Source organism: Kineosporia sp. NBRC 101677, from assembly GCF_030269265.1.
In the GTDB taxonomy this organism is placed as follows: Bacteria; Actinomycetota; Actinomycetes; order Actinomycetales; family Kineosporiaceae; genus Kineosporia; species Kineosporia rhizophila.
In genome coordinates this window covers 37,357-59,973 of the sequence record NZ_BSTA01000014.1, presented here as the reverse complement: position 1 = coordinate 59,973, position 22,617 = coordinate 37,357, and the positions used below count along the sequence as shown (strand labels likewise).

The 22,617-nt window shown below is 70.4% G+C and carries 25 protein-coding genes; 13 read left to right on the top strand and 12 right to left on the bottom strand.

Annotated features, from left to right (window positions below; translation table 11 throughout):
• The first annotated feature begins 18 nt into the window (after window positions 1–18).
• A complete protein-coding gene (locus QSK18_RS31155) occupies window positions 19–966 on the top strand; it encodes an FAD-dependent oxidoreductase (RefSeq protein WP_232809082.1) in 948 nt (315 codons plus the stop codon).
• 65 nt (window positions 967–1,031) lie between these two features.
• Here the strand turns inward: QSK18_RS31155 and QSK18_RS31150 are convergent, their stop codons facing one another.
• The 9 genes from QSK18_RS31150 to QSK18_RS31110 form a co-directional block, all read right to left on the bottom strand.
• Complete coding sequence (locus tag QSK18_RS31150; protein ID WP_232809083.1) at window positions 1,032–1,571, bottom strand: hypothetical protein; 540 nt, start codon at window positions 1,569–1,571, stop codon at window positions 1,032–1,034.
• Window positions 1,572–1,636: 65 nt separating this feature from the next.
• Window positions 1,637–2,293, bottom strand: a complete 657-nt coding sequence (locus tag QSK18_RS31145) for a TetR/AcrR family transcriptional regulator (protein WP_232809084.1) — start codon at window positions 2,291–2,293, stop codon at window positions 1,637–1,639.
• A gap of 14 nt (window positions 2,294–2,307) precedes the next feature.
• A complete protein-coding gene (locus QSK18_RS31140; RefSeq protein ID WP_232809085.1) occupies window positions 2,308–3,036 on the bottom strand; it encodes an ABC transporter permease in 729 nt (242 codons plus the stop codon).
• A complete protein-coding gene (locus QSK18_RS31135; RefSeq protein WP_232809086.1) occupies window positions 3,033–3,752 on the bottom strand; it encodes an ABC transporter ATP-binding protein in 720 nt (239 codons plus the stop codon). Before QSK18_RS31135 ends, QSK18_RS31140 begins: the two co-directional genes overlap by 4 nt.
• A 98-nt stretch (window positions 3,753–3,850) precedes the next feature.
• Window positions 3,851–4,804: an acetylxylan esterase gene (locus tag QSK18_RS31130; RefSeq protein ID WP_232809087.1), complete on the bottom strand. Its 954-nt coding sequence runs from the start codon at window positions 4,802–4,804 to the stop codon at window positions 3,851–3,853.
• Between the two features lie 16 nt (window positions 4,805–4,820).
• Window positions 4,821–5,681: an ROK family protein gene (locus tag QSK18_RS31125; RefSeq protein ID WP_232809088.1), complete on the bottom strand. Its 861-nt coding sequence runs from the start codon at window positions 5,679–5,681 to the stop codon at window positions 4,821–4,823.
• Window positions 5,678–6,595, bottom strand: coding sequence for a 2-hydroxyacid dehydrogenase (locus tag QSK18_RS31120; RefSeq protein ID WP_285626537.1), 918 nt, complete (start codon window positions 6,593–6,595; stop codon window positions 5,678–5,680). The genes QSK18_RS31125 and QSK18_RS31120 overlap by 4 nt, the downstream gene beginning before the upstream one ends.
• An 11-nt stretch (window positions 6,596–6,606) precedes the next feature.
• Entirely contained in the window at window positions 6,607–7,440 is an 834-nt protein-coding gene (locus QSK18_RS31115; RefSeq protein WP_232809090.1) for an acyl-CoA dehydrogenase family protein, read from the bottom strand.
• A 167-nt stretch (window positions 7,441–7,607) separates the two neighbouring features.
• A complete protein-coding gene (locus QSK18_RS31110) occupies window positions 7,608–8,576 on the bottom strand; it encodes a hypothetical protein (RefSeq protein ID WP_285626533.1) in 969 nt (322 codons plus the stop codon).
• Between the two features lie 177 nt (window positions 8,577–8,753).
• Between QSK18_RS31110 and QSK18_RS31105 the strand changes: the two genes are divergently transcribed.
• The 7 genes from QSK18_RS31105 to QSK18_RS31075 all read left to right on the top strand — a co-directional run bounded on the left by QSK18_RS31105 (window position 8,754) and on the right by QSK18_RS31075 (window position 14,623).
• Window positions 8,754–9,260, top strand: coding sequence for a gluconokinase (locus QSK18_RS31105; protein ID WP_232809092.1), 507 nt, complete (start codon window positions 8,754–8,756; stop codon window positions 9,258–9,260).
• A 104-nt stretch (window positions 9,261–9,364) separates the two neighbouring features.
• Window positions 9,365–9,796, top strand: coding sequence for a diol dehydratase small subunit (locus QSK18_RS31100; RefSeq protein ID WP_285626530.1), 432 nt, complete (start codon window positions 9,365–9,367; stop codon window positions 9,794–9,796).
• Between the two features lie 10 nt (window positions 9,797–9,806).
• Complete coding sequence (locus tag QSK18_RS31095; RefSeq protein ID WP_232809094.1) at window positions 9,807–11,519, top strand: propanediol/glycerol family dehydratase large subunit; 1,713 nt, start codon at window positions 9,807–9,809, stop codon at window positions 11,517–11,519.
• Window positions 11,516–12,070 carry a propanediol/glycerol family dehydratase medium subunit gene (locus QSK18_RS31090; protein ID WP_285626526.1) on the top strand — a complete coding sequence of 185 codons (555 nt, stop codon included), beginning with the start codon at window positions 11,516–11,518 and terminating at the stop codon, window positions 12,068–12,070. Before QSK18_RS31095 ends, QSK18_RS31090 begins: the two co-directional genes overlap by 4 nt.
• The gene (locus QSK18_RS31085; RefSeq protein ID WP_285626524.1) at window positions 12,067–13,896 is read left to right on the top strand and encodes a diol dehydratase reactivase subunit alpha; all 1,830 of its coding nucleotides are present in this window, start codon (window positions 12,067–12,069) and stop codon (window positions 13,894–13,896) included. Before QSK18_RS31090 ends, QSK18_RS31085 begins: the two co-directional genes overlap by 4 nt.
• Window positions 13,893–14,228, top strand: coding sequence for a glycerol dehydratase reactivase beta/small subunit family protein (locus tag QSK18_RS31080; protein ID WP_285626522.1), 336 nt, complete (start codon window positions 13,893–13,895; stop codon window positions 14,226–14,228). Before QSK18_RS31085 ends, QSK18_RS31080 begins: the two co-directional genes overlap by 4 nt.
• A complete protein-coding gene (locus QSK18_RS31075; RefSeq protein ID WP_232809098.1) occupies window positions 14,225–14,623 on the top strand; it encodes a GlcG/HbpS family heme-binding protein in 399 nt (132 codons plus the stop codon). Before QSK18_RS31080 ends, QSK18_RS31075 begins: the two co-directional genes overlap by 4 nt.
• Here the strand turns inward: QSK18_RS31075 and QSK18_RS31070 are convergent.
• The gene (locus QSK18_RS31070) at window positions 14,620–15,621 is read right to left on the bottom strand and encodes a LacI family DNA-binding transcriptional regulator (RefSeq protein WP_232809099.1); all 1,002 of its coding nucleotides are present in this window, start codon (window positions 15,619–15,621) and stop codon (window positions 14,620–14,622) included. The two genes, QSK18_RS31075 and QSK18_RS31070, sit on opposite strands and share 4 nt — an antisense overlap.
• Before the next feature lie 43 nt (window positions 15,622–15,664).
• On the bottom strand, window positions 15,665–17,515 hold the full coding sequence (locus QSK18_RS31065; RefSeq protein WP_285626518.1) for a glycoside hydrolase family 2 protein: 1,851 nt from the start codon (window positions 17,513–17,515) through the stop codon (window positions 15,665–15,667).
• Between the two features lie 238 nt (window positions 17,516–17,753).
• Between QSK18_RS31065 and QSK18_RS31060 the strand changes: the two genes are divergently transcribed.
• The 4 genes from QSK18_RS31060 (at window position 17,754) to QSK18_RS31045 (ending at window position 21,512) form a co-directional block, all read left to right on the top strand.
• Entirely contained in the window at window positions 17,754–19,103 is a 1,350-nt protein-coding gene (locus QSK18_RS31060) for an extracellular solute-binding protein (protein ID WP_232809101.1), read from the top strand.
• A gap of 11 nt (window positions 19,104–19,114) precedes the next feature.
• Window positions 19,115–20,053, top strand: a complete 939-nt coding sequence (locus QSK18_RS31055) for a carbohydrate ABC transporter permease (protein WP_285626514.1) — start codon at window positions 19,115–19,117, stop codon at window positions 20,051–20,053.
• A gap of 10 nt (window positions 20,054–20,063) precedes the next feature.
• Entirely contained in the window at window positions 20,064–20,942 is an 879-nt protein-coding gene (locus QSK18_RS31050; protein WP_232809103.1) for a carbohydrate ABC transporter permease, read from the top strand.
• Window positions 20,943–21,026: 84 nt separating this feature from the next.
• On the top strand, window positions 21,027–21,512 hold the full coding sequence (locus QSK18_RS31045; RefSeq protein ID WP_232809104.1) for a molybdenum cofactor biosysynthesis protein: 486 nt from the start codon (window positions 21,027–21,029) through the stop codon (window positions 21,510–21,512).
• A gap of 66 nt (window positions 21,513–21,578) precedes the next feature.
• Here QSK18_RS31045 and QSK18_RS31040 read toward each other — a convergent pair whose 3' ends face one another.
• A complete protein-coding gene (locus QSK18_RS31040) occupies window positions 21,579–21,851 on the bottom strand; it encodes a GlsB/YeaQ/YmgE family stress response membrane protein (RefSeq protein WP_232809105.1) in 273 nt (90 codons plus the stop codon).
• 170 nt (window positions 21,852–22,021) lie between these two features.
• Here QSK18_RS31040 and QSK18_RS31035 point away from each other — a divergent pair, with 170 nt between their 5' ends.
• Window positions 22,022–22,612: a response regulator transcription factor gene (locus QSK18_RS31035; protein WP_352396698.1), complete on the top strand. Its 591-nt coding sequence runs from the start codon at window positions 22,022–22,024 to the stop codon at window positions 22,610–22,612.
• The last annotated feature ends 5 nt before the right edge of the window (window positions 22,613–22,617 follow it).

The following is a 22,617-nucleotide window of genomic DNA, read 5'->3' as shown; positions in this document are numbered from 1 at the left end:
GAGTCCTGAGGAGAACCGATGGCCGACGTGGTGGTGGCCGGTGGCGGGATCATCGGACTGACCTCGGCGGTGCGGCTGCTCGAGGCCGGCCACCGGGTCAAGGTCCTGAGCGCGCACCCACCGGAGCAGACCGTCTCCTCGATCGCGGCCGCGGTCTGGTACCCGACGCACTTCGACGCCGACGACCGGCTGCTGCGCTGGGGGCAGCAGGCCCTGACCGAACTGACCCGGCAGGCGGGCGAAGGGGTGCCCGGGGTGACCATGCGGGCCAGCCGGATGCTGCTGCGAGGCCTGACCGCCCGCCCGTGGTGGGCCATCGGCGTCCCTGAATTCCGCCTGGAACCGCCGCCCGAACGGCGATTCACCGGCGAGTGGCAGTTCACCGTGCCGGCCGTGCAGACCCGTTCCTACCTGTACTGGCTGATCGAGGTGGTGGAGGCGCTCGGCGGCACGATCGAGCGGCGGCAGCTGACTTCCCTGGCCGAGGCCGCCACTTCGGCCGACGTGGTGGTCAACGCGACCGGGCTGGCTGCCGGGGCGCTCGTGCCGGACGCGGCGGTGCATCCGATCCGGGGCCGCATCCTGGTGCTGAGCAATCCGGGCATCACGGTCTCGGTGCGCGACGAGGACGATCCGGAGGGCGGCGTCTACGTGCACCCGCGCAGCCGCGACGTGGTGGTGGGCGGCACTTTCGAACCAGGTCAGGACGACATCTCCCCCGACGCCTCGGTCACCGACTCGATCCTGCGGCGCTGTACCACGCTGGTGCCCGAACTGGCCCAGGCCCGCGTCCTGCGCGAGGTGGCCGGACTACGCCCGGGACGGCACGGCGGGCCGCGGCTGGAAGAAGACGCCCGTCCGCTGCCCGGCGGGGTACGGCTGATCCACTGCTACGGGCACGGCGGGGCAGGCATCACGCTGAGCTGGGGCTGCGCCGACGAGGTCACTGCCTTGGTGCAGAGCTGAAGCGGGCAGCGGTGCGGGTCCCACCCGCTGCCAGGGTGGGACCCGTACCGTGACTACACCTGCTGCTACAGCTGGGTATCGATCTCACTCCCTGACTGGGTAAGGGTCACCGTGACGCTGGAGACCTCCAGGCCGGTTACTTCTTCCATCTGCTGGAACTCCTGGAGTGCCTCCTGGACCGAGCTCACCGTGGTGTTCTCGTTCAGGAAGGCGTTCACGGCACTCTGGTCAAGTTGCCGATCGAGTGCCTGCTGCTGATCGACTCTGTTCTGATCGGCGGTCACCTCCTGGGACGCTTCCAGGGCCTGATCCGCGAGGATCACGTCCTGCAGCTGGGCCTGCTGGATCCCGAAGGCCTCCAGCGCGGCCTGGTTGGCATCGGCCCGTTGCTGTGCCTCCTGCTGGGCCACCAGCTGGGCCTCACGCTCGGCCTGACGGTCCAGGGTCGCCTGCTGCGCCTCTCCCCGGTCCGCGAGACGGGCCTGAAGGTCCGTCGCGGCCTGGGCCTCCTGAGTACGCAACTCGTTCTGCTGGGCGAGGAACTGGGCCTGCTGGCTGATCGCTGTGCTGGTTTCCCCGAGGTCACCGATGGGGCCGACAGTCATGTCTGTACCTCGATTCTCGCTCGTGGTGACGGACAACCCAAGCTTCGGCCAGAACCGCCGGATCGTTATCCCCCGGGTGCGCCGATCGGCGGAACCGGCGCGTCGATTCCCCCGGCCGGGCCAGTCTGCGATTGCGGTCCGGCCGGGCCCGCAGTCGAATCCACCGCCGCCTGGATCACCGGGGCCAGCAGGGCCACCATCTCCTCCCGAGGGGCCGAGGCCAGCGGCTCCACCCGGATCACGTAGCGGGACATCATGATCCCGACGATCTGGGCGAAGGCCCGGGCGGCCTGCGGCCGGGGAGTGCCGAAGGCCTGCTCCAGCCGGGGCATCAGGATCTGCTCCAGCACGCTGCGCAGGATGCCGGCCCCCAGCTCACCGGTCATCGCCCCGCGCAGCAGGGCCAGCAGCGGCGCCCGGCGTTCCTCGTCCTCCCAGACCCCGACGACGAGCCCGGCCAGCCGCTGCCCGAACTGTTCTCTCGGCCCGGCCGCGAGCAGTTCGGGCAGCACCTCGAACGGGTTCACCGGAAAGTCCACCGAGGCGATGAAGACCTGTTCCTTGGACTTGAAGAAATGGTGCACCAGAGCGGGATTCACCCCGGCGTCGGCCGCGATCGCGCGGATCGTGGTGCCCTCGTAGCCCCGGTCGGAGAAGAGTTTTCTTGCGGCGGCGAGGATCTCGTCGCGCGTGCCGGAGTTTCCCGGCCGCCGTCCGGCCACTTGCCATCACGTCCTTACGCCGTCCTGCGGCGCAGTGTCACCGCCCCCAGCCCGAGGGCGAGCACCACCGCCGTGGCCACGATACCCAGATCCCGCGCCAGGTCCTCGTTCGAGCCGGCTGCGATCAGCCCGACCGCCTCCACCGCGTACGAGAGCGGGAACACCGCCGAGACCGCCTCCAGCACCGGGTTCATCGCCTCCCGGGGCACGAAAAGGCCGCACAGCAGCACCTGCGGCATGACCACCAGAGGCATGAACTGCACGGCCTGGAACTCGCTGCTGGCGAAAGCGCTGGTGAACAGGCCCAGGGCGGTGCCGAGCAGGGCGTTCAGCGCGGCCACGAAGATCAGCAGGCCGGCCGAGGAGGCCACGTCCAGCCCCAGCCCGGCCACCGTGACCAGGACCAGGATCCCGACCTGGAGCAGGGCGGTCAGGCCGAAGGCGAGGGCGTAGCCGAGCAGCAGGTCGGCGCGGCCCAGCGGCATGGTCATCAGGCGTTCCAGCGTGCCGTCGCGCCGCTCGCGCAGGGTCACCACCGAGGACACCAGGAACATCACGGTGAACGGGAAGATGCCGATCAGCGCGGGCCCGGCCCGGTCGAAGCGCTCCGGCTCGTCCAGCACGTAGCGCAGCAGCACCATCAGGACCGAGGGGAAGAGCACGAGCAGGGCGACGGTGCGCCGGTCGTGCGCCAGCTGCTGCAGCACCCGGTGGGCGGTGGCCCAGATCCGCCGGGCGCTCACGCCGCCACCTCCGCACTGTGCACCAGGCTCACGAAACCTCGCTCGGCATCCGGTTCTCCGGTGCGTTCCAGCAGGCGGGCGGGGGTGTCGTGGAACAGCAGCCGGCCCTCGCGCAGCAGCATCAGCCGGTCGCACCGCTGTGCCTCGTCCATCGCGTGGCTGGAGATCAGCAGGGTCACGCCGTCTGCGGCCAGATCACCGAAGAGCTGCCACAGTTCGGCCCGCAGCACCGGGTCCAGCCCGACCGTGGGCTCGTCCAGCACGATCAGCCGGCTGCGGCCGAGCAGGGCCACGGCCAGGCTGACCCGCGAGCGCTGCCCCCCGGAGAGCGCCCCGGCCAGCTGGTTCTCCCGGCCGGTGAGCCCGACCAGATCGATCGCCCGGCGCACCTCGGCCGGGTCGTCGCGGCGGACCGCGGCGAAGTAGCGCAGGTTCTGGGCCACGGTGAGATCGGGATAGACGGCGGCGCTCTGCCCCGAGTACCCCACCTGCCGGCGCAGGGCCGGTGAACCGGCCGGATGTCCGAGCACGGTGATCGAGCCGCCGGAGATGCGCTGCACCCCGACCAGCGCCCGGATCAGCGTGCTCTTGCCCGACCCGCTGGGCCCGATCAGCCCGGTGACCTGCCCGGCGGGCAGGTCCGCATCGATGCCGTGCAGCACCTCACGGCCGCTCCGGGTCACCCGCAGGCCCCGGACCTGGATTGAATTAGTCATGTGTTTAATTTGCTCCTGGGCCGGATGCCTGTCAACGCCCCCGGGCAAAACGGCAGGGCCCGGGTCGGACGACCCGGGCCCTGCGGTGACGGAACTACTCAGGCGAAGAAGGTACGCAGCCAGTCGTACTGCTCCAGCTGCTGGTACGCCTGACCGCCCTCGTGCTGGTTGTAGGCGTACTCCCGGATGCTCTTCTCGCCCTCCCAGGCGTTGTAGGCGCCGTACACCGTGGAGGGCGGGCAGGTCGGGTCCATCAGGGCGACCGAGAACAAGGCCGGCACGCGACCGTCCCGGGCGAAGTTGACCGCGTCCAGGTACGACAGGGTCTCGAACAGGCGGTCGGTGCGTTCCCGGCGGCGGGCCAGGAACCGCACGAGCTCGTCGTAGGGCGAGGTCGCGCTGATCCAGGCCGCGCGGGGGAAGTCGCACAGGAACGGCACGTCCGAGAGCACCGCCTGAGCACCCCCGAGCACACCGCCGGAGATGGCCAGACCGCCTCCCTGGCTGACCCCGGTGACCACCACCTGCGAGGAGTCGACCGAGGCCAGACCCCGGGCGGCGTCGACCGCCAGGGCCGCGTCGGTGATCAGGCGGCGGTAGTAGTGGTTCTCGGGCGAGTCCCAGCCCTGGGTGAGGAAGCCGGGCACCGAGGGGCTGACCGAGCCGGCCACGTCGTCAGTGTCGCCGCCCTGGCCCCGGGTGTCCATCACGAAGTGTGCGTACCCGCCCTGCGCCCAGGTGGTCCGCTCGTGCGGCAGACCCCGGCCGCCGGTGTAGCCGATGTACTCGACGACTCCCGGCAGCGGCCCCTCCCCGCGGTTGGCCGGCAGGTGCAGCCAGCCCTTCACCGGCTGACCGCCGAACCCGGCGAACGTCACGTCCCAGGTGTCCACCGTGGTCAGGCGGTTGTCCACGGGCTCCAGCCGGGTCTCGAACCCGGCCGCCCGGGACTCCTTCAGGGTGCGCTGCCAGAACTCCTCGAAGTCGTCCGGCCGGGGCACCTCCGACCGGTACGTACGTAGCTCGGACAGCGGAAGATCGGCGTATCCCACGGTTTTCCCTCTCGTCTCAACTGCTCGTCGCGTGCACGGCGGCACCGATCAGCGGGGCGTTCTCCGGATCACCGGCCACCCGGATCACCACGTCCCGGGCCAGCCCCTTGCGCAGCGGCGGCTCGATCAGGTCGAACGAACCGGCGATCGACCCACCCAGCACCAGCACCTCGGCGCCGAAGTCACGCACGTAGCCGGACATCGCCTCGCCCAGCGCCTGGAAGGCGTGCTCCAGCACCGCACCGGCCACCTCGGAACCGGACCGGGCCAGTTCGGCGATCTCGTGCACGTCCAGGTCGGCGCCGGTCTGCTCGCGGTAGGCCCGGCGGATCGCCCGGCGGGAGACCGTCTCCTCCAGCTCCTGCCCGCCCCAGACGATGAAGTGCGCCTCGCCCTCGGGAGGCACTCCCGGACCGGACGAGAGCGGAACCCCGTCGGCCACGAAGGCCGATCCCACCCCGGTGCCCAGCGTGAGACAGATCGCGCGCCGAAAACCCTTCGCCGCACCGACCGTGTACTCCCCCAGGCCGAAACTGTCGGCGTCGTTGAGGAAGACGACCCGACCGGGGCGGGCCGGGGCCCGTTCGGTGAAGGCGGTGCCCACGTCGAACCCGTTGAGCGCCTCGAACTTGCCCACTCCCACGAAGCGCCCCACGCCCGAGCGGTAGTCGAAGGGCCCGGGCATGGCCACCCCCCAAGCCGCCCCGGGCTCGACCGCCAGCCAGTCGGCGCCTTCCAGCATCACCTTCATGAAATCCTCGGCCGATGCGTCGGGTTCGACGTGCCACCGGCGCAGCCGCAGCACCTCGGGACCCGTCGGTGAGACCAGGGCGGCGGTCAGGTGCGAACCGCCGATCTCCAGGACCGGGACGTTCACGGCTCGATCACGATGTTGCGCAGCGGCTTACCGTCCCGCAGAGCCTCGGCCTGGGCCCGCACCAAGGCCGTGACCCGGGGCGTCATCGCCGTGGTGTTGCCGCCGACGTGCGGGGTGATCAGGACGTTGTCGAGCTTCCAGAGCGGGTGCCCGGCCGGGAGCGGCTCGGGATCGGTGACGTCCAGCGCGGCCCGGATCCGTCCCTCGGACAGCGCCGCGACCAGGGCGTCGGTGTTCACCACGGGCCCGCGGGCCACGTTCACCAGCAGCGCACCCGGTTTCAGGGCGGCCAGGAAGGCCTCGTCGACCAGGCCGGTCGTGCCGGGACCGAGCGGTACGGCCAGGACCACCACGTCGGCCTCGGGCAGCAACTGCGGCAGCTCGTCGACGCCGTGCACCACCTCGCCGTCGGCGTCGGTGCGCGACTTCGAGGCCACCCGCACCAGCGTGACCTCGAAGGGGGCCAGCCGGCTGGTCACCGCCCGGCCGACCCCGCCCTGGCCGATCACCAGCACCTGCGAGTCGGCCAGCGACCGGGTGGTGCCACCCCGCCACTCGCCCTGCTGGGCCGCCAGCACGAATCCGGGCAGCTCCCGCTGGGCGGCGATGATCAGGCCGACGGCCAGCTCGGCGGTCGAGGTCTCGTGCACGCTCGCGGCGTTGCAGAAGGTGAACCCTTCGGGCAGGGCCTGCGACACCCCGTCGTAGCCGATGCTCTGACTCTGCACCACGCACCGGCCCACCTGCTCGAGGGCCCGGAGCGCGGGTGGTTTGGACAGGTACGGCGGCACCACCAGGTCGAGGTCCTTCCGCGGGGGCGGCTCCTCCAGGTCCCACCTCACCGGCGTGATGCCGGGCAGGCCGGACAGGGCCTGGAACAGCTCGTCACTGGGCAGACTGACCACGATCGACATGCGCCGAAGCCTTACATCCCGGCGTAGCGCTCCGCCAGAGGTACCCGTGACGCGGCGGTCACTCTCCCGAGCGCGTTCTCGACCGTGTCCAGGCCGGCCTCGGCCTGGTCCACCGCCAGAGCAGGCGGTCGCAGTTCCTCGGGCGGGAGGCCGTCCAGGGCCGCCGCCGTGACCAGCCGCCGGGCCTCGTAGGTGGTGGGGCGGTCGAAGAGCGTGGAATAGGGGACGACACAGCCGGCCGCGACCCGCACGCCGTCCAGCCAGACCAGCCCGCCGTCGGCGCCCGGGCCGTCGTGCGTGACCCCGAGCTCGTCGTGCCGGATCACCGCGAAGACCTCGTCCGGCTCCGGAGTGGACTCGGCCAGCTCGTCCACCAGCACCGCGCGCACCACCAGCCAGCCGGCCCGCAGCACGCCGGGCCCGCAGAAGCTCTCACCGTCGAGCCGGTAGACCCCGTTGCGCCAGCGCGCCAGCGTGATCGCCGGCACCGTGGCACCGGAGGCCGGGGGCCCGAAGCCCGGACCGGTCCCGCCGAAGCAGGCACCGGCCCGGGCCTCGGCGAAGAAGTACTCCTGCTGGTCGCGCACCCCCTGCTCGGTCAGCGCCCGCAGGAACAGGTAGTGGCCGTGCAGCAGGGTGGCCAGGTCACGGTCGGCGGCCGCGAGACCGGCGAGCACCTCGGTCAGGGTCACCACCGAGCAGGCCGGGCCGCCGAACGCGGCGGGCACGGTGATGCCCAGCAGGCCGGAGGCGGCGAGCAGGTCCGGCCGCGACCCACCGGTGTCCCGGAGGCGTCCCCGCAGCCACTCGGTCGCAGCGAGCGGGTCTACCTCGGGCGTGTTCATGTCGTCAGCATGCTGGATGAGCAGCGCGGAGGGAACGCCCCCACGCCTACCTCACAGCGAAAGACCGCTCTTGTCACACCGGCCGGGCGTAAGTAAACGTGCAGTAAAGATCCCGGCCGTGAAAGTTGTTGTCGGACAGGCACACTGAGTTGCCGCCAAAGCAAATCTCAGCTTTGGGGCACCCCAAGCGCAGATCGGCCCAGCGCCAGCCCCTCCAGCCCGCTCAGGTCCGAGAGGGTCAGCAGATCGCCGACCCGGTGCAGACCGGGTTCCAGCGTCGGCGCCCGGCGGGTGGCGATCGTGAGAATGTGCGCGGCGCAGGGCGTCTGATACCGGCCGGCGGCCCAGCTGCGCACCGCGCCGGGAGCCGGCCCGGCCTGGGCCACCACCTGCCAGCCGGGACGGCCGGGCAGATGCAGGGCCGAAGGCAGCCGGGCCGCCCCGGGCACCCGCTTCACGCCCCGCAACAGCGTGGTGCTGAACCGGTCACCGGTGGCCAGGTAGGTGCGTACCGGACGGCCCAGAGCAGCGGTGAGCACCTGCTGGTCGGGCCAGTCGACCTGAGCCAGGTGGCGGCGACGGCCGTCGGGCAGGGTGAACTCACGACGGCCGCTGAAGTTCAGCACCGCCTCCCCCGTGGCCGGATCGGTGAAGGAACGCCCGAACAACGCGTAGGTGGCCCCGAGGTCGGCGGCACTCTCCGGGTCACCGGCACCGAGCACGATCCCGATCTCCACGGGCACGGCGGGATCAGCCGAGTCGTGCGCCGCCACGTCGCGGGCCAGCATCCCGGCCAGCACCGGCAGCAGCCGGCCCCCGGTCAGCACCGGGGTGCGAGGGTGCAGGCCGGCCAGCTCGGACAGGTAGCCGGCGTCGGACCCGGTCTCGACGAAGGCCGCGTTCGCCGCCCCGGCCCGCTCGGCCAGGCGCACGTCCGGCACGCCGGAGAAGTTCACCACCACGGTCGCCTGAGCCGCCGCCCGGTAGAGGTCGCTCAGATCACCGCGCAGGTCGAGCATCTGCTCGTAGCGTCCGGGATCGCGCCCGGCGAGCACCGCCTCGACCCCCGCAGCACCCAGTTCGGCCGCCGTGGCCCGACCCAGGTCTCCCGGGCCGTCGAGGATCAGTGCCCGCACGCTCGTCACTCCTTATGTCCGCAACCTTTTCCACTATGCGTGAGGTTGTCCGGGCCCGCGCGACGAGGACGAGCGCAGGGAACAGGGTCCCGTGCTGGATCGGCCACCGGGCCGGGGCCCTTTAACCAGCGGCACGACATGTGGCCGACCCGGCCCGGACAGGAGATGATCATCCGCATGACCGGTTCGCCCCTTCTCGTCGTGCTCGGCCCCTCCGGCAACGGCAAGTCCACCCTCGGCACCGCCCTGAGCGGCATGCTGCGTGTCGACTTCCAGGACGGGGACGACCTGCATCCCGAAGCGAACGTGGCCAAGATGGCCTCCGGGGTGCCGCTGACCGACGAGGACCGCGGGCCCTGGCTCGCCGCGGTGCACGACGAACTGGTCAAGCACGCCGAAGAGGGTCTGGTGGTGGCCTGTTCGGCCTTGAAGCGCAGCTACCGCGACCTGCTCGCCGAGGGCCTGCCCCAGCTCCGCTTCGTGCTGCCCGACGTGCCCCGGGAGGTGCTCGTCGAGCGGGTCGGCCACCGGCCCGGCCACTTCATGCCCGCCACCCTGGTCGACTCCCAGCTGGCGACCCTGGAGCCGCTGGGCGAGGACGAGAACGGCATCACCGTGGACGGCGTGCGGCCGGTCGGCGAACTGACCGAGACGGTGGCTGCCTGGATCCGCGACTCTCAGTAGTTCTTCGATCACTACGCTTCGCTCTGCAACGTTGCTGCAACGTTTCGCATGTAACCGTGACCTTCGTCGCCGGACGCAGCCGTCCGGCGCAGAGGGAGGTTGCGATGCCCGAAGCCGCTTTCGACCCGGCCCACGACTACCCGGTCAGTGTCAAGCGCCCCGACCTGCTGAAGACCCCCACCGGTAAACCCCTTTCCGAGCTCACCCTGCAGAACGTGGTGACCGGGCAGGTGCGCCCGGAAGACCTGCGGATCGCCCCGGACACCCTGCGGATCCAGGCCGAGGTGGCCGACGCCTCCGGCCGCCCGCAGCTCGGGCAGAACTTCCGCCGCGCCGCCGAGCTGATCGCCGTCTCCGACGCCCGGGTGCTCGAGATGTACAACGCGCTGCGCCCGCACACCTCCACCAAGGAGCAGTTGCTGGCGATCGCGCAGGAGCTCGAGACCTCCTACGGCGGTGAGGCCACCGCGGCGCTGGTCCGCGAGGCCGCCGAGGTCTACGAACGCCGCGGCCTGCTGGCCACGGCCGAGGACTGAGGAGCCCCGGATGTCTTCCCTCCCCCACCCCGAGACCCCTGCTCCCCGGCACTCCCGGCGCACCGAGGTCCTCGAGAACCGGCCGGTCAACCTGGACGGCTTCGTGCAGGAGTGGCCCGAGGTCGGGATGGTCGCGATGGAGAGCGACTTCGACCCGCACCCGAGCATCCGGATCGAGAACGGCCGGGTTGCCGAGATGGACGGCCGCGAGCGCGCCGACTTCGACTTCCTCGACCAGTTCATCGCCGACCACGCGATCGACGTGAGCACGGCCGAGCAGGCCATGGCCCTCGGCCCGGACACCGTCGCCCGGATGCTGGTCGACCCCAACGTCTCGCGCACCGACGTCCTGCGGGTGGCCCGGGGGCTCACCCCGGCGGCCCTGCTGGAAACGGTGAAGCGGATGAACATCGTCGAGATCATGATGGGGATGCAGAAGATGCGGGCCCGTCGCACCCCGGCGAACCAGGCTCACTGCACCAGCGCCCGGGACAATCCGCTGCAGGTCGCGATGGAGGCCGCCGAGGCGTCGCTGAGGGGCTTCTCCGAGCTCGAGACCACGCTCGGGGTGGTGCGTTACGCCCCGCTGGTGGCGATCGCCCTGCAGGTCGGCGGGCAGGTCGGCAGGGGTGGCCGGCTCACCCAGTGCGCCCTGGAGGAGGCCACCGAACTCGACCTCGGCATGCGTGGGATCACCGCCTACGCCGAGACGATCTCGGTCTACGGCACCGAGTCGGTGTTCGTGGACGGCGACGACACCCCCTGGTCGAAGGCGTTCCTGGCGGCGGCCTACGCCAGCCGCGGGATCAAGATGCGCTTCACCTCGGGCACCGGTTCCGAGGTGCAGATGGGCAACGCCGAGGGCCGCTCGATGCTCTACCTGGAGATCCGCTGCATCCTGGTGACCAAGGGCGCCGGTGTGCAGGGGCTGCAGAACGGCTCGATCAGCTGCATCGGCGTGCCCGGGGCGGTGCCCGGCGGGATCCGGGCGGTGGCGGCCGAGAACATGATCGCCAGCATGCTCGACCTGGAGTGCGCCTCCGGGAACGACCAGTCCTTCAGCCATTCCGCGATGCGCCGCACCTCCCGGCTGATGCCGCAGATCATGGCGGGCACGGACTTCGTCTGCTCCGGCTACTCCAGCACCCCCAACTACGACAACATGTTCGCCGGCTCGAACGTCGACGCCGAGGACTACGACGACTGGAACGCGATCCAGCGCGACTACCAGATCGACGGCGGTCTGCAGCACGTCGGTGAGGCCGAGATCCTGGCCGCCCGCAGCCGGGCCGGGCACGCCCTGCAGGCCGTGTTCGCCCACCTCGGGCTGCCCGCGATCACCGACCGGGAGATCGAGACCGCCGTCTACGCGCACGGTTCCGACGATCTGGTGCCCCGCGACGTGATCGAGGACCTGAAGGGCGCGGCCGCGGTGATGGAACGCGGGGTCACCGGCCTCGACCTGGTGAAGGCGCTGCACGAGCGGGGTTTCGCCGACATCGCCGGCAACCTGCTCACGGTGCTGCGGCAGCGGGTCTCCGGAGATCTGCTGCAGACCAGCGCGATCCTGGACGCGAACCTGGAGCCGCTGTCGGCGGTGAACGACGCGAACGACTACGCCGGCCCCGGAACGGGTTACCGTCCCAGCGGCGAGCGGTGGGAACAGATGAAGAAGCTGCGCCACGTGACCAGTGCAGAGAACCCGGAACTGGAGGTCCAGTGAACACTCTCGAGCTCAGGGAGCGGGGCCGGGCCGAGAGGGGCACCCGGCCGGACGAGGTGGTCCTCGCCCTCTCCCCCGGATTCGCCACCTTCTTCACCAAGACCATCGTCGACGTGCCGCACACCGAGGTGGTGCGGCAGATCCTGGCCGGCATCGAGGAGGAGGGCGTGCACGCCCGGGTGATCCAGGTGCGGGCCCGGGCCGACCTGGCCGCGATGGCGCACCTCGCGGCCCGGCTGTCCGGCTCCGGCATCGGGATCGGGGTGCTGGCCCGGGGAACCAGCATGATCCACCAGAAGGACCTGCCCCGGCTCAGCTCGCTGGAACTGTTCCCGCAGTCTCCGCTGATGACCCCCGAGGTGTTCCGGGCGATCGGCCGCAACGCCGCCCAGTACGCCAAGGGCGAGTCACCGCAGCCGGTCCCGACGCTGAACGACCAGATGGCCCGGCCGCGCTGGCAGGCCAAGGCCGCGCTGCTGCACCTGAAGGAGTGCGAACTGCTGGTGAAGGGCGCGCCCCCGGTCGAGGTCGAGCCCGTTCTCGAAGCATGAACCTGGTGGTCGGGGTCGACATCGGCAACTCCACCACCGAGGCCTGCGCCGCCCGGCTGGGCCCCGCGGGGGTCGAGTTCCTGGGCAGTGGGCTGGTCGCGACCACGGGCGTCAAGGGCACGTCGGCCAACGTGGACGGTGTGGAGGCGGCGGTCAGAGCCGCACTGAAGACGTCCGGGGCCTCGTTGGGTGCGCTCCGGCAGGTTTTCGTCAACGAGGCTACGCCGGTGATCAGCGGTCTGGCGATGGAGACGATCACCGAGACGCTGATCACCGAGTCGACGATGATCGGGCACGATCCGCGCACGCCCGGCGGCGCCGGCCTCGGGGTGGGCGACACCGTGGCGTTCGGCGAACTGGACGGATGTTCGCCCGGTGACGAGGTGATCGTGGTGGTCCCCGTCGGCGTCGACTTCGCCGTGGTCAGCAAGACCCTGAACGCCGCCCTGGAGCGCGGGGTCGAACTGCGCGGCGCGGTGCTGGGCAACGACGACGCGGTGCTGGTGGCCAACCGCACCGACCGCCGGATCCCGATCGTGGACGAGGTGCGACTGGTTGCCTCGGTACCCCTGGGCATGCGAGCGGCGGTGGAGGTGGCCGCGCCCGGGCGCACCATCCGCACCCTGTCCAACGCCTACGGTCTGGCCACGGTGTTCGGGCTGGACGCGGAACAGACCCGGGCGGTCTCACCGGTCGCCCGGGCCCTGACCGGCATCCGCTCGGCCGTGGTGGTGCGCACCCCGTCCGGCGAGATCAGCGACCGGCGGATCCCGGCCGGAAGCATCGAGCTGCGGGGTGAGACGGCAACCCTGCGGATCGACGTCGGCGAGGGTGCCGAGGCGATCATGAGCGCCCTCGAACGGATCACCCCGCTGCTCGACGCCTCGGGTGAGGCGGGCACGAACGTGGGTGGGATGACGGCCTCGGTCAAGGAGAACATGGCCGACGTCTCCGGGGTCGACCCGGCCGAGGTGCGCATCGGCGACCTGCTGGCGGTGGACACCTTCGTGCCCAGAGACGTGCGGGGCGGGCTGGCCGGTGAGGTCGCCCTGGAGAACGCGGTGGCGCTGGCCGCCATGGTGCGCACCAGCCACGGCCCGATGCGCCAGGTCGCCGAGGCCGTGGCGGAAAGGCTTCGGGCCGCGGGGGCGGAGCAGGTCGAGGTGGTGATCGGCGGGGTGGAGGCCGAGATGGCCACCCGTGGAGCGCTGACCACTCCCGGCACCGATCGTCCATTGGTCGTTCTCGATCTGGGCGGCGGTTCCACCGACGCGGCCCGGGCCGATCGGTCCGGCTCGACCGCCACCGTGCACGTGGCCGGCGCGGGCGACCTGGTCACCCGGCTGATCGCCGCCGAACTGGGGGTGCCGCGGGACCTGGCCGAGCAGATCAAGCAGGCCCCTCTGGCCAAGGCCGAGAGCTTCTTCCACCTCCGCCTGGAGGACGGCACCGTGCAGTTCTCCGAGGACCCGCTCCCGCCCGAGGTCTTCGCCCGGGTGGTGGTGCTGGGCACCGACGCCCTGGTGCCGATTCCCGGGCGTCAGGGACTCGAACGCATCCGCCAGGTCCGGCGTACCGCCAAGCACCGGGTCTTCGTGGTCAACGCGCTGCGCGCGCTGAAGCAGATCGCCCCCTACGGTGACCTGCGCCAGATCGGTTTCGTGGTGCTGCTGGGCGGTTCGGCCCTGGACTTCGAGATCCCCGAACTCGTCGCCGACGCGCTGGCCCCCTACGGAATCGTCTGCGGCACCGGCAATGTGCGCGGCACCGAAGGCCCCCGCAACGCCGTGGCCAGTGGCCTGGTGCTCGCCCAGGCGGCCGGATGAAACCCCGCGTGGTGGTGCTCACGAGCGGCCCGCTGGACCTGCTGCGCGAGATCTGCGCCGGCCTGGAAGAAGAAGGGGTGCCGTTCGAGGTCGTACCCCAGCGGACGGGGACGGCGTGGGACCTGGCCCACCGGGCCGCAAACCGCTCCCCGCTGCAGGTCGGGGTCGGGCTCGACGCAACCGGGCTGACCATCGTCCATCATTCGAAACTACCCACCGAAAAACCGGTCTCGCGCGACCAGGCCGCCACCCCGCAAGCCGCGCGCCGGGCCGGCCGCAACGCCGCCCGCGTGGTCGTCTCCGCACCACTCAACCTCGAGGAGCCAGCATGAGCCGCCTGACCCTGACCGATGCCCAGAGGATGATCGACGCCGGGGTGAAGGAGGCGATCAGCATCGGCCAGCCGATGAACATCGCGGTGGTGGACGACGGTGGCCACCTGGTGGCGTTCGTGCGGATGGACGGCGCGATCAAGGCCAGCATCGACATCTCCACCCGCAAGGCGCGTACCTCGATCATGATGGAGATGCCCACCGCCGACCTGGCCCAAGCCACCCAGCCGGGCGCCGAACTGTACGGCCTGGAGCATCTTTCCGGTGGGCTGGTGACCTTCGGCGGGGGCATCCCGGTACTGCGCGAGGGTCAGACGGTCGGCGCCGTCGGGGTGAGTGCGGGTTCGGTCGACCAGGACGTCACCGTGGCCCAGGCCGCGGTGGCCGCCTTTTAGCCGCTGCTCTCCCGCACCACCAGCTCGAACGGAACGTCGATCTCGCGGGGCTTGCCCTGGGGGTCGTCGAGCCGGTTCAGCAGCGCGTCCACCGCGGCCTTGGCGATCCCGGCCTTGTCGGGGCGCACCGAGGTGAGCGCGGGCACGCTGAAGCGGGAGGCCTCGATGTCGTCGAACCCCACCACGGCCATGTCCCGCGGCACTCGGACGCCCTGGTCGTGCAGCTCCCGCAGGGCGCCGGCGGCCAGTTCGTCGCTGAAGCAGAACAGCGCGTCCGGGCGTTCGGGCCACTGCAACAGCTCACGCACCGCGGCCGCCGCACTGGTGCGGCGGTAGTCGGGGGTGCGCAGGTAGAGGCCGGCCGGGTCCAGACCGGCTGCTTGCATGGCCTTCTGGAAGCCCTTGAGCCGGTAGCGCGAGGTCGCGTCCCGCGCGCCACCGCTCCCGCCGAGGGCCGCGATCCGGGTGCGTCCCCGCTCGATCAGGTGGGCCACCGCCTGCCGGGCCGCCTCGACGTTGTCGATGCCGACGTGGTCGAGCGTGGTGCGGGCGGTGCGCTCCCCCAGCAGCACCAGCGGGCGGGTGCCGCTCAGGCCGGCCAGGTCGACCCCGCGCAGGCCCAGCGAGCTGAACAGCACCCCGTCCACCCAGCTGGCCTGGGCCAGCGAGGTGATCAGCTGTTTCTCCCGCTCCGGGTCGCCGCCGGACTCGTCGATCTGCACGGTGATCCCGGCCGAGGTGGCGTAGTCGACCACCTCGTGGGCCAGCTCACCGAAGTAGGAGACGTTGATCTCCGGCAGGACCAGCATGATGATGCCGGTGCGGCCCTGGCGCAGACTGCGGGCCACCAGGTTGGGCCGGTAGTCCAGTTCCTCCAGGGCCGCCTGCACCCGGGCCCGGGTGGCCGGGGCGATGTGCTGGAAGCCGTTGACCACGTTGGAGACCGTGCGCACGCTGACACCGGCCTTCTGGGCCACGTCGCGCAGGGTCACCGCCATCCGCGCACCTTCTCACATCCCCCGGTCCCGGAGCGTCCCCGGCCTAGTCCTGCCAGCCGTTGGTGGCGCCGGTCTCCAGCTTCACGTCGTCGGTGGTGCCGGTGACGATCGCCCGGATCGTCTCGACCGGGAGCTTGGGGGTGCCGTCGGAGTACAGCAGGCCGTTGGTCTCCTGCCCGGTGTCCATGAACTGGGTGTAGCAGAAGCCGACCACAGTGGGCGCGGCCCGCAGGGCGTCGAAGAGCTCCCCGACGATGGTCCGGTACTCCGCCGGCGAGGTCACGCTGGCGTAGCCCCAGTCGTCGGGGTTCGCCGACAGCGAGATGCCGCCGAACTCGGTCATCATCAGCGGGGCCACCCCGGCGTCCCACTTGACCAGGGCCAGCGGGTCGACCACCGGTTTGCGGCCCTGCACCCCCAGTTCCGAGCGCACCAGGGCGTCGGCGGCCTCGGCGGTACCCCAGTTGCGGGCCAGACCGGGACCGGTGGTGGTGTAGTCGTGGATGCCCATGATGTCGCTGTCCACGTGCTCCCACCCGTCGTTGGAGATCACCGGACGGGTCGGGTCGAGGGCGCGGGTGAGCGCGGTCAGGCCCTTGGCGAAGTTCTGCTGGGCCGCGTCGGCGGCGATGTCCTGCACCCCCCAGCTCTCGTTGAAGGGCACCCAGACCACCACGCTCGGGTGGCTGCGGTCGCGCCGCACCAGATCGGTCCACTCACGGGTGAGCAGTTCCACCGCGGTGTTGGAGAACGAGTACGCCGCGGCGGTCTCGCCCCACACCATCAGGCCGAGCTTGTCGGCCCAGAACAGGAACCGCGGGTCCTCGGCCTTCTGGTGGTTGCGCACCGAGTTGAAGCCCATGGCCAGCAGCAGTTCCACCTCGCCGCGCAGCTGGGCGGTGCCGGTGCTGGCGTTGTGGGTCTGCGGCCGGTAGCCCTGGTTGAGCACCGAGCGGGTGTAGATCGGGGCGTCGTTGAGCTTGAACGCCCCGCCGCCCACCGAGACCGACCGCAGGCCGGTGTAACTGGCCACCTCGTCGAGCACCGCACCGGAGTCCCGGTCACGCACCACCACACCGATGTCGACGAGGTTGGGGTGCTCCGGGCTCCACTGCAGCCGGGCCCGGTCCTGACCGTTGACCAGGGCCGGGATCTTCAGGTCGAAAGCCGTGGTGGTGAGCCGGGCCACGGTGCTCTGCTCGGCCAGCACCTCGCCGCCGAAGCTCACGGTCACGTCGATCCGGGCGTTCGCCGCAGGCAGCCGGTTCAGCGTGACCTCACCGTGCACCGCACAGCCGGCCACGTCGGGACGCCAGTAGACCTCGGTGACGTGCGTGGCCGGGACCGACTCGGCCCAGACCGTCTGCCAGATGCCGGTGGTGCGCTCATACCAGATGCCGTGGGTCTTCTCCCGCCAGTCCTGCTTGCCGCGCGGGGCCTCCAGGCTGAACGGGTCGTCCTCGGCCCGCACCACCAGAACGTGCTCGTCGGTCCCGGCCTGCAGCACGTCGGTGACGTCGACAGTGAAGGGCGTCTGCCCCCCGACGTGGTGGGTCACGTGGTGGCCGTCGACCCAGACGTCGGCCACGAAGTCGACGGCGCCGAAGTGGATCAGCGCCCGGCGGCCGCCGTCCCGGGCCAGCACCTCGTCGGCGACCGTTCGGCGATACCAGACCACCGGGTGGAAGCCGGTGTCACCGATGCCGGAGGCGGGTGACTCCGGCGGGTAAGGCACCTCGATCTTCCGGTCGAAGGGACCGTCCTGGTACCAGTGCCCGGCCAGCCCGCGGGCGGCGTCGTCGTACGCGAAGTCCCAGCTGCCGTCGAGGTTCACCCAGTCCGGCCGCACCTGCAGGGGCCGGGGGTACGAACCGTCCTGTTCTGTCGCCTTCACGTCTGTGGACCCTCTTTCAAGCGGCGTCGTCGGCAGTTCGGTGACAGCATGGGGCAGATGTTTGCAACGATGCAACCCGCAGGTGGACCGCCCGTCGTCACATCCGCGGTCCCGTCCGGCCAGGGTCTTGCATCGATGCAAACGGGTGTGTCAACCTCCACCCAGCCAGGTCGTCGTCCAGGAGCCCCTTGCGACACGTCCGGCTTGAGCGGGCCGCACAATGAGGAGCGAATGCCGTATGCGTGGGAACTACACACGCCGCAACTTCCTGGCCATGGGAGGCGGCCTGTCGCTGGCGGGCCTGTTGTCCGCCTGTGGCTCGCCGGTCGTCACCAGCCTGACCGGAGGTCAGCCGGCCACCGCAGATGTGATCTTCTGGCATCTGTTCGGCGGCGGCGACGGCGAGAACATGACCAAGATGGTCGATCTGGTGCAGGGCACCACCGGTAACTCGGTCGAGTCCACCCTGCTCGCCTGGGGAAATCCTTACTACACCAAGCTCTCCCTGGCCGCCTCGAGCCAGCGGCCGCCGGACGTGGCGCTGACCCACCTGTCCCGGCTGCCCACGCTGGCCCAGGCCGGCCTGCTCACCCCCTACCGGGAGACCGGTCTGGCCGATCTGGGCGTCACCCAGGACAAGTTCACCCCGGCCGCCTGGGAGAAGGCGACGATCGACGGGGAGACCTGGGCGCTGCCCCTGGACACCCACCCGTTCGTCCTCTACTACAACGTGGCGGCGGCCGAGCAGGCCGGGCTGCTGAACCCGGCCGGCGACAACCTGACCGACATTTCCGGCGCAGACCGCTTCGTCGAGGCGCTGACCGAGATGAAGAAGGTCACCGGCGGTTACGGCGCGACGATGCCGACGATCACCGACCCGTCCACGGTCTGGCGCTGGTTCTACACCGTGTACAGCGGTCTGGCCGACCCGGTCGTGTCCGACTCCGGCACCCGGGTCACGGTCGACGACGCGGCCATGGACGAGGCCTTCGCCTTCCTCCAGAAGCTCACCACCGAGCTGGAACTGATGCCCGCCAGCGCCACCCCGGCCCTGGCCAACCAGCAGTTCAGCACCGGCGAGGCGGGTTTCCTGCTGGACGGGGTGTGGAACCTGCCGCTTTACGCCGGGGTGAAACTGCCCGACGGCAAGGACCTCGAGTTCAACATGGTGCCGATCCCGGCGCTGCTGGGCAGCGAACCGGTGGCCTACGCCGACTCGCACGCCCTGATCATCCCGGCCTCCGACGGCCGGTCCGCCGAACGCGCCGGGTACGCCGCGCAGTTCGTCCAGGGCCTGCTCGAGAACAGCACGATCTGGACCGGCGGCGGCCACGTACCGGCCTGGCTCCCGGTGCAGGAGAGCGCCGAGTTCCAGGAACTGAGCCCGCAGAAGAACTACGTGGACGCGGCTTTCAACGCGGTCTACGACCCGACCGGCTGGTACACCGGTGCCGGCTCGGACTTCCAGAACCAGATGGGCGGCGTGGTCTCCACCGTGCTCACCGGGGGCACCAGCCCGGCCGGCGGGACCAGCCAGATCAAGTCGGCGCTGCGCAAGCTCGCCGAGACCAACGCGCCGGTCAGCTGAGGAGCGAACAGGTGACAACGACGACTACTGCTCCCGCTCCCGGGATCGCAAAGGTGGAGACCTCCGCGGTCGAGACCTCGGGCCGCGACAACCGGGCCGGCTGGCTCTTCTCCGCCCCGTTCCTGATCCTCTACGGGCTGTTCCTCGTCGGGCCGGTCCTGGTCGGTCTGGTGATCAGCTTCTTCAACACCGCCACGGTGAAGAACGACCTCGGCGAGTTCGTGGCGTTCGAGAACTACACCGCCGTGCTGGGCAACGTCGACTTCTGGAAGTCGATGTGGCACAGCACCCTGTTCACCCTGCTCACGGTGCCCTTCCTGGTGGTCCTGCCGCTGGTCGCAGCCGTCCTGGCCAGCCGGATCAGCCGTAACCGCTGGTTCTTCCGGATCGCCTTCTTCGCCCCCTACGTGGTGCCCTCGGCCTCGGTGGCGCTGATCTTCGCCTTCCTCTACGCCCCCCAGATCGGCCTGTTCGCACAAGGTTTCGACGCGGTCGGGCTGACCGCCCCGGACTTCCTGGGCAGCACCAACGGCGCCTGGCTGGCGGTCACGATCCTGACCGTGTGGTGGACCTTCGGTTTCAACTTCGTGCTCTACACCGCTGCGCTGCAGGACATCCCGGAAGACACCTACGAGGCCGCCGCCATCGACGGCGCCTCGGCCTGGCAGCAGATGCGCTCGATCACCGTGCCGCTGCTGCGCCCGACCATCGGCCTGGTGCTGCTGCTGCAGATCCTGGCCTCACTGAAGGTCTTCGACCAGATCTTCATCCTGCTGCAGGGCGGCCCGAACCTCACCACGCGCCCGGTGATCCAGTACATCTACGACACCGGTTTCACCACCTACCGGGGCGGTTACGCGGCCGCCGCGACCATGGTCTACTTCCTGATCCTGGTCGCGATCTCGGCAGTCTGGATGTTCGCCACCCGCCGTCGCGGCGCGGACGCGTGAGGAGAAAACCATGAGCACTGCAACCCTTTCGCGTCGCTCCCAGAACCGGGAGACCTCGCAGGCGGACAAACTCGGCTCCAAGACGTTCAACCGGCTGGCCGCCACCTGCCTGACCCTGTGGGCGCTGATCTGGCTGGTGCCGTTCGCGTTCACGGTGATCACGTCGTTCCGCCCGGCGGCCGAGATCACCGCCGACCCGATCAGCATCTGGTCGGACAACTGGACCCTCGACGCCTACACCGCCGCCTTCGAGCTGAACTCGATCGGCTGGTGGTACCTGAACAGCTTCCTGATCTCCACGCTCTCGGTGGTCTTCACCGTGATCGTCTGCTCGCTCATCGGTTTCGGGCTGGCGCACCTGCGCTTCCGGGCCAAGAGCGTGCTGGCCGTGGTGATCCTGGCCGGGCTGATGGTGCCGATGGAGGCGCTGGTCCTGCCCCAGTTCATCGAGTTCCGGGCGCTCGGGCTGCTCGGCACCTACTGGGCGCTGATCCTGCCGGCCACCGCCTCGCCGGTCGCGGTGTTCGTCTTCCGCTCGTTCTTCAAGGGCATCCCGGAGCAGCTGATCGAGGCGGCGCGGATCGACGGCGCCTCGTGGTGGCGGGTCTACTGGCAGATCTGCCTGCCGCTGACCCGGCCGGCCATCTCGGCGGTGGCCATCTTCACCTTCGTCACCACCTGGAACGCGTTCCTGTGGCCGCTGCTGGTGCTCACCCAGACCAAGTCGCAGACCATCCCGGTGGGTCTGAGCGGCCTGCTCGGGGCCACCGGCGTGAACCAGGCCGAGGTGCTGGCCTCGGCGGTACTCGGTCTGCTGCCGCTGCTGGCAGTGTTCCTGGTGGCCCAGCGCCAGATCACTCAGGGCATTGCGAGCACGGGCATCAAGTAAAAGGCAACCAACTGTGGACGTCCGTGGGCCCCTTTGGGTGCCCGCGGACGTCCTTAGTTTGTTGGGTTTGGTTAGCCTCGGGCCGTGCAGATCGTCGAACTCCTGGTCTCCCCCGTGCACCGGTTCGAGGGCCGGCCGTCGGACGGGGCCGGGCCGTTGCCGCCGGGTGAACTGGTGCCGGAGATCTCGGTGCGGGAGCGGCTGGGGGTGGTCGGCGACCGCTACTTCGGCAAGGCCGCCCACCGGGACGCGCTGGTCACCCTGATCGCGCAGGAGTCGATGGAAGGGCTGCCGCCGGGCACCGGCCTGCTGCAGACCCGGCGCACCATCATGGTGGCCGGGATCGAGGTGGACTCGCTGGTCGGGCAGGTGCTCACGCTCGACTCCGGGGACGGGCCGGTCTCGTTCGCGGTGAAGCGCCGGGCCAATCCCTGCGCGTGGATGGACGTGTCGATCGGGCCGGGGGCCTTCCGGGCGCTGCGCGGGAAGGGCGGCATCCGCTGTGTCCCGCTGAACGACGGAACGCTTCGGCTCGGCCCGGTGAAGGTCGAGATCAGTTCGCCCGGCTGAGTTCTGGGCAGGCCGGAACCCGCCGCGCGTGGCCCCGCGGCGGGTTCCGGGGTCTCAAGGGCGGCCTCAGACCGTACGTCGGTTGCCCAGGTTGATCCAGAGCAGCAGCACGATGATCGCCCCGATGATCGAGCCGATCAGGCCGGAGGGCTGGAAGAAGCCGTCGGTGGAGTCCTTGCCGAAGATCAGGTAGCCGAGGAAGCCCCCGACGAACGAGCCGACCACGCCGATCGCGATGGTGGTCGGGATCGACATGTGCTGTCGGCCGGGCACCAGCAGCCGGGCGACCGCGCCGGCGATCAGGCCGACGATGAGCAGAGTGATGATCAGGCCAAGCATGGTCAGGATCCTTCCGAGAGGGGTTCCTTGCTGTCCTGACCTCTACGCAACCACCCCTAGGGCTGGTCCGGCACACCCCTAGGGAGGGTTATCGTCCTTTCGTGACGAAGCCACCGATCCTGCTCGCGCTCGTCAACGACTACGACGTGGTCGCCAACGGCCTGGCCACCATGCTCGACGACTACCGCGACCAGGTGCTGATCGCCGAGATCGACCTCAACCTCGGGGTGGACGACCACGTCGACATCGTTCTGTACGACACCTTCGCCCAGCCCGAGTCCGACGTGGACGAGCTGAGCACGCTGGTGGCCAACCCCCGGGCCCGGCGGGTGGTGGTCTACACCTGGAACTTCCATCCGATGCTGATCCAGCGGGCGCGGGAACAGGGCATGTCCGGCTACCTGTCCAAGACGATGTCCGCCCGCGACCTGGTCGCGGCACTGCAGGCGGTGCACGCCGGCGAGATGGTGATCAGCGAGCAGTCCCCCGGGGCCCGCACCGCGCCTGGGCTGAACTGGCCCGGCCGCGGCGAGGGGCTCACCGACCGCGAGGCCGAAGTGCTCGCCCTGATCACCCAGGGCATGAGCAACGCCCAGGTGGCCGAGTTGACCTACCTCAGCCCGAACACGATCAAGTCCTACATCCGCAGCATCTACCGCAAGATCGGGGTGGAGAGCCGTACCCAGGCCGTGCTCTGGGGCGTCGGGCACGGATTCACCCCCGATCACCACCGGATCGAGCACTGGAAGGGCGGGCCGTGAGCGGT

What these genes read in the sequence shown, in the direction of transcription:
- QSK18_RS31155 (WP_232809082.1), top strand. Translation starts at nt 19, where the DNA reads ATGGCCGACGTGGTGGTGGCCGGTGGCGGGATCATCGGACTGACCTCG.
- QSK18_RS31150 (WP_232809083.1), bottom strand. Translation starts at nt 1,571, where the DNA reads ATGACTGTCGGCCCCATCGGTGACCTCGGGGAAACCAGCACAGCGATC.
- QSK18_RS31135 (WP_232809086.1), bottom strand. Translation starts at nt 3,752, where the DNA reads ATGACTAATTCAATCCAGGTCCGGGGCCTGCGGGTGACCCGGAGCGGC.
- QSK18_RS31120 (WP_285626537.1), bottom strand. Translation starts at nt 6,595, where the DNA reads ATGTCGATCGTGGTCAGTCTGCCCAGTGACGAGCTGTTCCAGGCCCTG.
- QSK18_RS31115 (WP_232809090.1), bottom strand. Translation starts at nt 7,440, where the DNA reads ATGAACACGCCCGAGGTAGACCCGCTCGCTGCGACCGAGTGGCTGCGG.
- QSK18_RS31105 (WP_232809092.1), top strand. Translation starts at nt 8,754, where the DNA reads ATGACCGGTTCGCCCCTTCTCGTCGTGCTCGGCCCCTCCGGCAACGGC.
- QSK18_RS31100 (WP_285626530.1), top strand. Translation starts at nt 9,365, where the DNA reads ATGCCCGAAGCCGCTTTCGACCCGGCCCACGACTACCCGGTCAGTGTC.
- QSK18_RS31095 (WP_232809094.1), top strand. Translation starts at nt 9,807, where the DNA reads ATGTCTTCCCTCCCCCACCCCGAGACCCCTGCTCCCCGGCACTCCCGG.
- QSK18_RS31085 (WP_285626524.1), top strand. Translation starts at nt 12,067, where the DNA reads ATGAACCTGGTGGTCGGGGTCGACATCGGCAACTCCACCACCGAGGCC.
- QSK18_RS31080 (WP_285626522.1), top strand. Translation starts at nt 13,893, where the DNA reads ATGAAACCCCGCGTGGTGGTGCTCACGAGCGGCCCGCTGGACCTGCTG.
- QSK18_RS31075 (WP_232809098.1), top strand. Translation starts at nt 14,225, where the DNA reads ATGAGCCGCCTGACCCTGACCGATGCCCAGAGGATGATCGACGCCGGG.
- QSK18_RS31070 (WP_232809099.1), bottom strand. Translation starts at nt 15,621, where the DNA reads ATGGCGGTGACCCTGCGCGACGTGGCCCAGAAGGCCGGTGTCAGCGTG.
- QSK18_RS31060 (WP_232809101.1), top strand. Translation starts at nt 17,754, where the DNA reads ATGCGTGGGAACTACACACGCCGCAACTTCCTGGCCATGGGAGGCGGC.
- QSK18_RS31050 (WP_232809103.1), top strand. Translation starts at nt 20,064, where the DNA reads ATGAGCACTGCAACCCTTTCGCGTCGCTCCCAGAACCGGGAGACCTCG.
- QSK18_RS31040 (WP_232809105.1), bottom strand. Translation starts at nt 21,851, where the DNA reads ATGCTTGGCCTGATCATCACTCTGCTCATCGTCGGCCTGATCGCCGGC.
- QSK18_RS31035 (WP_352396698.1), top strand. Translation starts at nt 22,022, where the DNA reads ATGCTCGACGACTACCGCGACCAGGTGCTGATCGCCGAGATCGACCTC.